Annotated in this window: 6 protein-coding genes; 1 reads left to right on the top strand and 5 read right to left on the bottom strand. The window is 74.2% G+C overall.

Annotation, left to right across the window (positions count from 1 at the left end; translation table 11 throughout):
* Positions 1 to 47: 47 nt before the first annotated feature.
* The 4 genes from AN218_RS31595 to AN218_RS31580 all read right to left on the bottom strand — a co-directional run bounded on the left by AN218_RS31595 (position 48) and on the right by AN218_RS31580 (position 2,823).
* Positions 48 to 365: an SHOCT domain-containing protein gene (locus AN218_RS31595; RefSeq protein WP_070020453.1), complete on the bottom strand. Its 318-nt coding sequence runs from the start codon at positions 363 to 365 to the stop codon at positions 48 to 50.
* Between the two features lie 193 nt (positions 366 to 558).
* On the bottom strand, positions 559 to 939 hold the full coding sequence (locus AN218_RS31590) for a PPOX class F420-dependent oxidoreductase (RefSeq protein ID WP_070020452.1): 381 nt from the start codon (positions 937 to 939) through the stop codon (positions 559 to 561).
* A gap of 13 nt (positions 940 to 952) precedes the next feature.
* The gene (locus tag AN218_RS31585) at positions 953 to 1,594 is read right to left on the bottom strand and encodes a GNAT family N-acetyltransferase (protein ID WP_338059656.1); all 642 of its coding nucleotides are present in this window, start codon (positions 1,592 to 1,594) and stop codon (positions 953 to 955) included.
* A complete protein-coding gene (locus AN218_RS31580) occupies positions 1,591 to 2,823 on the bottom strand; it encodes an ROK family protein (protein WP_070020451.1) in 1,233 nt (410 codons plus the stop codon). The genes AN218_RS31585 and AN218_RS31580 overlap by 4 nt, the downstream gene beginning before the upstream one ends.
* 17 nt (positions 2,824 to 2,840) lie before the next feature.
* Here AN218_RS31580 and AN218_RS31575 point away from each other — a divergent pair, with 17 nt between their 5' ends.
* Complete coding sequence (locus tag AN218_RS31575; RefSeq protein WP_070020450.1) at positions 2,841 to 4,151, top strand: MFS transporter; 1,311 nt, start codon at positions 2,841 to 2,843, stop codon at positions 4,149 to 4,151.
* A gap of 6 nt (positions 4,152 to 4,157) precedes the next feature.
* Here AN218_RS31575 and AN218_RS31570 read toward each other — a convergent pair whose 3' ends face one another.
* Complete coding sequence (locus tag AN218_RS31570) at positions 4,158 to 6,281, bottom strand: glycoside hydrolase family 3 N-terminal domain-containing protein (RefSeq protein ID WP_070020454.1); 2,124 nt, start codon at positions 6,279 to 6,281, stop codon at positions 4,158 to 4,160.
* Positions 6,282 to 6,342 lie beyond the last annotated feature (61 nt).

Raw genomic sequence — 6,342 nt, 5'->3', positions numbered from 1 at the left:
GTACGCCGGCGGTTCGGCGGCGCACGGGGCCGGGCAGCGCGGGCGGCTCACGCCGGGGCGTCCGGATACGGCCGGCCGCCCTCCTGGAGCACCGAGAACCGCCGCCAGTACTCGTCCTCGTCGATGTCGCCCTGTGCGAAGCGCCGTCCGAGCAGATCCACGGGGCTCTCGCTGCGGGGGCCGCCCGCCGGTGCCGGGCCGGGACCATGGCCGCCCGTGGCGAAGCCGTGCCAGGGAGCGCGGCGGCCGCGCCAGACGGTGCGCCGCAGCAGGACCACCCCGGCGATCACCGCCGCCCAGACGAGGGGGAAGAAGAGAATCCACGGGCCGGGGCCCGCTCCGTCGTGCCATGCGAGTTCGAACATCTCCGGTCGACTCCTCGGTCGCGAAAGGCTGTTGTGTCGTCCTTCGCCATCGAGAGTGGCCCGGTGAGGGTGCCCGCGTCGTCGTACGGCCGACGGCTCCCGTGCTACCTCCGCGGGAGTACGCGCAGGCCCGGCGGCTGCCGCGGACCGCGCAGCCTGGACGGAGCGGCGCTCCCGCGCGAGAGCTGCGCCCTCAGAGCGTGACGGCGATCCCGACGTGCGGGCGCTTGCCGAGCCGCAGCAGCGCCCCGCCGCCGTCGGTCATACGGAACTGCCAGCCGTACTTGCGGGCCATCGCCCGGCGTACCCGGCGCAGCCCGCCCTCCTCCGTCATCAGCCGCGCGGTGCCCTCGACGGGCTCCGCGCCCTCTGCGGTACGGCCGCGCACATCGCAGGGCGCGACGGTCACACGGGCGCCGTTGCGCACCCGCTTGACCTTGCCGCTGTCGTCGCGCGTCCACACCAGCAGCTCCCCGTCGTCCTCGACGGCCCAGACGGGGGTGGCCACGGCCGTACCGTCCCGCTTGAACGTCGTCAGGCTGACATAGCGGCTCTCGGCGATCTCCGGTGACATCACGCCCCCGAGCCTACGGCCCCGCGGACTCCGATTCCCCACGGGACGCGGCGAGTTCACGGCGCATGCACACCCGCGGCCACCGGTCCAGGCCCGCGTGGGTCTCCTCGGCGCGGATGCGGCGCAGGCCGGGCGTGAGTTCGTCCTCCGCCAGCACGCGGAAGCCGCAGCGCTCGTAGTACGGGGCGTTCCACGGGACTTCGGCGAAGGTGCACAGCGTCAGCGCGGGGTGCCCGGCGGCAGCGGCCCGGCGGGCGACGTGCTCGATGAGGGCGCGGCCGATGCCGCGCCGCGCGCTGGCGGGGTGGACGGTGACCTGCTCGATGTGGAGGGCGCCGTCCACGGGTTCGGTCATGACGTAGGCGACCGGCGTCTCCTCCGCGTCCCCGTCGTACTCGGACCGGTGCCCGCCGCCGTCCCCGCCGCTGCCGCCGTCTCCGTCCTCACTGCCGTCCCCGTCCTCGCTGCCGTCCCGTACCGCGACCCAGAGGCCGCCCCTGTGCACGTAGCGGCGCAGCACGGGCAGCGGCGGCGGGGCGTCGTCGGCGACCCGGTCCATGCCCAGTTCGCGGAAGAGGGATCCGGCCGCGCGCTCGGCCAGTTGAAGCCTTCGCAGGTCCCGTTCGGCACCGGCTCTGATGTGCACTCCCGTCACGCCGTCAGCGCTCCCAGCGGATCGTCGAGGACCGGCTGCCACGCCAACTCGGCCGCGCCCACAAGGCTGTTGTGCGCCAGCGAGCTGGGCAGCACCGGCACGCTGCCGCTCCTCCCCCACAGGCTGGAGTCGGCGACGACGGTGCGCAGCCGGTCGCCGTCGGTCTCCAGCAGGGTGCGGTGCAGCCCGCCGAGGACGACGCGGTCGGGGTTGAGGATGTTGACGAGGCCGGCGAGGCCCAGCCCCAGCCGGTCGATGAGGGTCCCGACCGCGCCGCGTACGGCGGTGTCGGTCTCGTACGCGGTACGGATCAGCTCCTGCGAGCGCTCCAGCAGGGAGACCTCGGGACCGGGGTCGCGCCCGGCGGCCTCCAGGAAGGCGAGGGGGTCGGTCTCGACGTCCAGACAGCCGCGGCTGCCGCAGTGGCACGGGCGCCCGACGGGGTCGACGGTCAGATGCCCGACCTCCAGGGCCAGGCCCGAACTCCCGGTGTGCAGGCGCCCGTCGAGGACGAGGGCGCCGCCGACGCCGCGGTGTCCGGTGCCCACGACGAGCAGATGCTGTGCGCCGCGCCCGGCGCCGTGCCGGTGCTCGGCGAGGGCGGCGAGGTTGATGTCGTTGGCCGTGTGTCCGGGCGCGGTGCTCTCCCCGGACGGTCCGCTGATACGGGCCTGTGCGAGGGCGTGCGTGAAGATCTCCCGTACGGGGGCGCCCACTTCCCATGCGAGGTGCAGCGGATTGATCGCGGTGCCCTCGGGCTCGGCGACGGCGGACGGCACGGCCAGCCCCGCCCCCACACAGCGCCGCCCGGTGCTCTCCAGCAGCCCGGCCCCGGCCTCGACGACGTCGCCGAGGATCTGCGCCGGGTCGGCCGCGACCGCGCGGCGTGCGGGCGCGGTGGCGACGATGTGACCGCCGAGCCCGACGAGCGCGGCGCGGAATCCGTCGGCGTGCACCTGCGCGGCGAGCACGACGGGTCCGCCGGGGTCGACCGCGAGCCGGTGGGAGGGGCGTCCCTGGGTGCCCGAGGCGGCGCCGGGACGCGAGTCCACCGTGATCAGGCCGAGCGACTCCAGCTCGGCGGCGACGGCTCCGGCGGTCGCCCGGGTCACGCCGAGTTCGGCGGTGAGCGCGGCCCGCGTGGGCGCTCTGCCGGTGTGGATCAGCTCCAGTGCCGGGCCCAGGACGCTGCGGCCTCGCTCCAGTTTGGTTGTACGCGTGGGGGTCACCCCTCTATTCTCGCTTTGTGCCGACACTGAACAAAATACGGTCGGCGCTTGCCGGAGCAACGGGGCTCCGCGGCCGCGGCGACGTCCGCTCCCCTGCTCCCGGCCTGCGCCGTCTCCGTACCGCGATCACGGTCTTCTTCGCCCTCGACGGCTTCGTCTTCGCCGGCTGGGTGGTCCGCATCCCCGCGATCAAGGAGCAGACGGGCGCCTCTCCCAGCGCGCTGGGACTGGCGCTGCTCGGCGTCTCCGCGGGCGGGGTCGTCACGATGATGCTCACCGGGCGCCTGTGCCGCCGCGTGGGCAACCACCGGGTGACCGTCGCCGCGGGAGCGCTGCTCTCCCTCAGTGTCGCGCTGCCCCCGCTGACCCACTCCGCCGTGTCCCTCGGTCTCGTGCTCCTTGTGTTCGGGGCAGCCTACGGCGGTGTGAACGTCGCCATGAACGCCGCCGCCGTCGATCTGATCGCCGCGCTGCGCCGCCCGGTGATGCCGAGCTTCCACGCCGCGTTCAGCCTGGGCGGCATGGCGGGTGCCGGAGTCGGCGGTCTGCTGGCGGCGCATCTGACGCCGACGCGTCATCTGCTGCTGCTCACGGCAACGGGGCTGGTGCTCACGGTGCTCGCGGGGCGGGTGCTGCTCACCGTCCCGGCACCCGCGCCGGGGCCGGTCCCGGAGTCCGCACCGGACGCGGCTGCGGCACCGGTCCCGTCCCAGGCGGCCGACGGCCACGGGGACGGCGACACCGTACGCCCCCGCGGCACGTCCCGTACGGCGCGGCGCGTCGTTGTCCTGCTGGGACTGGTCGCGCTGTGCACGGCGTACGGGGAGGGCGCGCTCGCGGACTGGAGCGCCCTGCATCTCACCGAGGATCTGCACGCCGGTCCGGGCGTGGCCGCCGCCGGTTACTCCGTCTTCGCGCTCGCCATGACCGCGGGCCGGCTCGGCGGTACGTGGCTGCTCGAACGCCTCGGCCAGGGCCGCCTGTTGCGGCTGGGCGGGCTGACCGCCGCCGCGGGGATGCTGCTGGCCGCGCTGGCGCCGCAGGTCTGGCTCGTCCTCGCCGGTTTCGTCGTCACGGGCGTCGGTTTGGCCAACCTCTTCCCCGTGGCCGTCGCCCGGGCCGGCGCGCTCGCCGGCCCCGACGGCGTGGCCGCCGCCTCCACGCTCGGCTACGGCGGGATGCTGATCGGCCCCGTCGCCATCGGCTTCCTCGCCGAGTGGTTCTCGCTGACGGCGGCGCTGACCAGCGTCGCGCTGCTGGCGGCCGTGGCCGCCGCCGTGGCCCGCGCCGTACGCGAAGAGGCCCCGGACGACGGCCGGTCGAGGTGAGCCGGCTCAGGTGAGCGTGAGGGTGGTGTGCAGCTCCGCCTCCGAGCTGCCTCCGGCGTAGACGCCGAACTCGCCCGGCTCGACGAGGAGTTCGCCGGACGGGTCGTTGGTGTGGAAGCCGAGGTCGGCCGCGCCCAGTTCGAAGGAGACCGTGCGGCTCTCCCCCGCGTCCAGCGTGATCCGCTCGAACCCCCGCAGCCTGCGCACGGGTTGGGCGATGCTGGCGACCTTGTCGCGGATGTAGAGCTGTACGACCTCGTCGCCCTTGCGGCTGCCGGTGTTCTCCACCGTCACCGACGCCCGTACCGTCGCGCTCCCGTCCCGTACGGACCGTGCGCTCACGCTCTGCTCGCTCAGCGTCAGCCGGGAGTACGCGAAGGCGGTGTAGCTCAGCCCGTGTCCGAAGGGGAAGAGCGGACCGTGCGCCAGATCCAGGTACTTGGAGGTGTACTTGTTGTCCGCCTCGTAGGGGCGGCCGGTGTTCTCGTGCGCGTAGTACTCGGCGACCTGGCCGACCGCGCGCGGGAAGGTCACCGGCAGCCTGCCGCCCGGGTTGACGTCCCCGAAGAGCACGTCCGCGACGGCGTTGCCGCCCTCCAGGCCGGGGTGCCAGCCCGCCAGCACCGCCGGGGCGTGCCCGACGACGCCGGAGAGCACCAGCGGCCGGCCCGCGAGGACGACCACCACGAACGGCTTGCCGGTCTTGGCGACCCGGCGGATCAACTCCTCCTGCACGCCGGGCAGCGTGATGTCGCTGCGGCAGGCGGCTTCGCCGCTGTGGCTCGCCTTCTCGCCCACGACGACGACCGCCGCGTCCGCGGACCGTACGGCGGCCACCGCCTTCGACAGGCCGCCGGTCTCCTCGCCGGTGACGTCGCAGCCGCGGGCGAAGGTGACCTTCGCGTCCGGTGCGGCCTTGCGCACGCCCTCCAGCACGGAGACGGCGGGGAACTTGCCCGCGCCGGGCCCCGCCCATGTGCCGTGCAGCTCCTGGGTGTCGTCGCCGAGCGGCCCGACGACGGCGAGCCGGGAGAGGTCCTTGCCGAAGGGCAGGGTGGCGTCGTCGTTCTTGAGCAGGACGGCGCAGCGCGCGGCCGCCTCGCGGGCGTTTCGGCGGGCGGCGGCGGTCGGTTCCGCGATCTGGCCGTCCTCGTCGGTGTACGGGTTCTCGAAGAGGCCCATGCGGACCTTGACGCGCAGGATGCGGGTCACGGCGTCGTCCAGCCGCTGCCGGTCGATGCGGCCGGACTTCAGCAGCTCCGGGCCGTTGTCGGCGTAGGTGGTGCTGACCATCTCCATGTCGACGCCGGCCCCGAGGGCGAGCGCCGCCGCGTCCGCGCCGTCGGCGGCGACGCCGTGCGGGATCAGTTCCTGCACGCCGTTGTAGTCGCCGACGACGAAGCCGTCGAAGCCGAGGTCCTCGTGGAGGATGCCGGTGAGGGTGTGCCGATTGGCGTGCGCGGGAACGCCGTTGACGGTGTTGAAGGACGCCATCACGGTGGCCACGCCCGCGTCCACGGCCGCCTTGAACGGCGGGAGCGCGATGTCGCGCAGGCGGCGCTCGGAGATGTCCACGGTGTTGTAGTCGCGGCCGCCCTCGGGGAAGCCGTAGCCCACGAAGTGCTTGGCGCAGGCGGCGAGCCGGCCCTTCTCCGAGTAGTCCTCGCCCTGGTAGCCGCGTACCTTCGCGGCGGTCAACTCGGCGGTGAGATACGGGTCTTCGCCGCTGCCCTCGGCGATGCGGCCCCAGCGCGGCTCGCGGCTGACGTCGGCCATCGGCGCGAACGTCCAGTGCACGCCCCAGGACGCGGCCTCGCGGGCGCTGACCTCGGCGTCCGCGGTGACGACACCGGGGTCGAAGGAGGCGCCCTGCGCCAGCGGCACGGGAAACGTCGTCAGGAACCCGTGGATGACGTCGAGTCCGAAGACGAGGGGGATGCCGAGCCGGGACTCCTCGACGGCGTAGCGCTGGAGTTCGTTGCACTCCTCGGCGCCCGTGATGTTGAGGACGGAGCCCAACCGGCCCTCGGCGGCGGCCTCCCGGGCCTTCTCGTTCTGGCCCTCGCCGGGGCCGGTGTCCGGGTTCCAGGTGAGCTGCTGGAGCTGCCCGAACTTCTCCTCGACGGTCATCCGCCGCAGCAGCTTGCGCACGCGCCGCTCGACGCGGGCGTCGGCACGGCCGCGTGCCGCG

The organism is Streptomyces nanshensis (assembly GCF_001751255.1).
Taxonomy (GTDB): domain Bacteria; phylum Actinomycetota; class Actinomycetes; order Streptomycetales; family Streptomycetaceae; genus Streptomyces; species Streptomyces nanshensis_A.
Note: the sequence above shows the minus strand (reverse complement) of the source record. Positions and strands in the feature narration are given on the sequence as shown.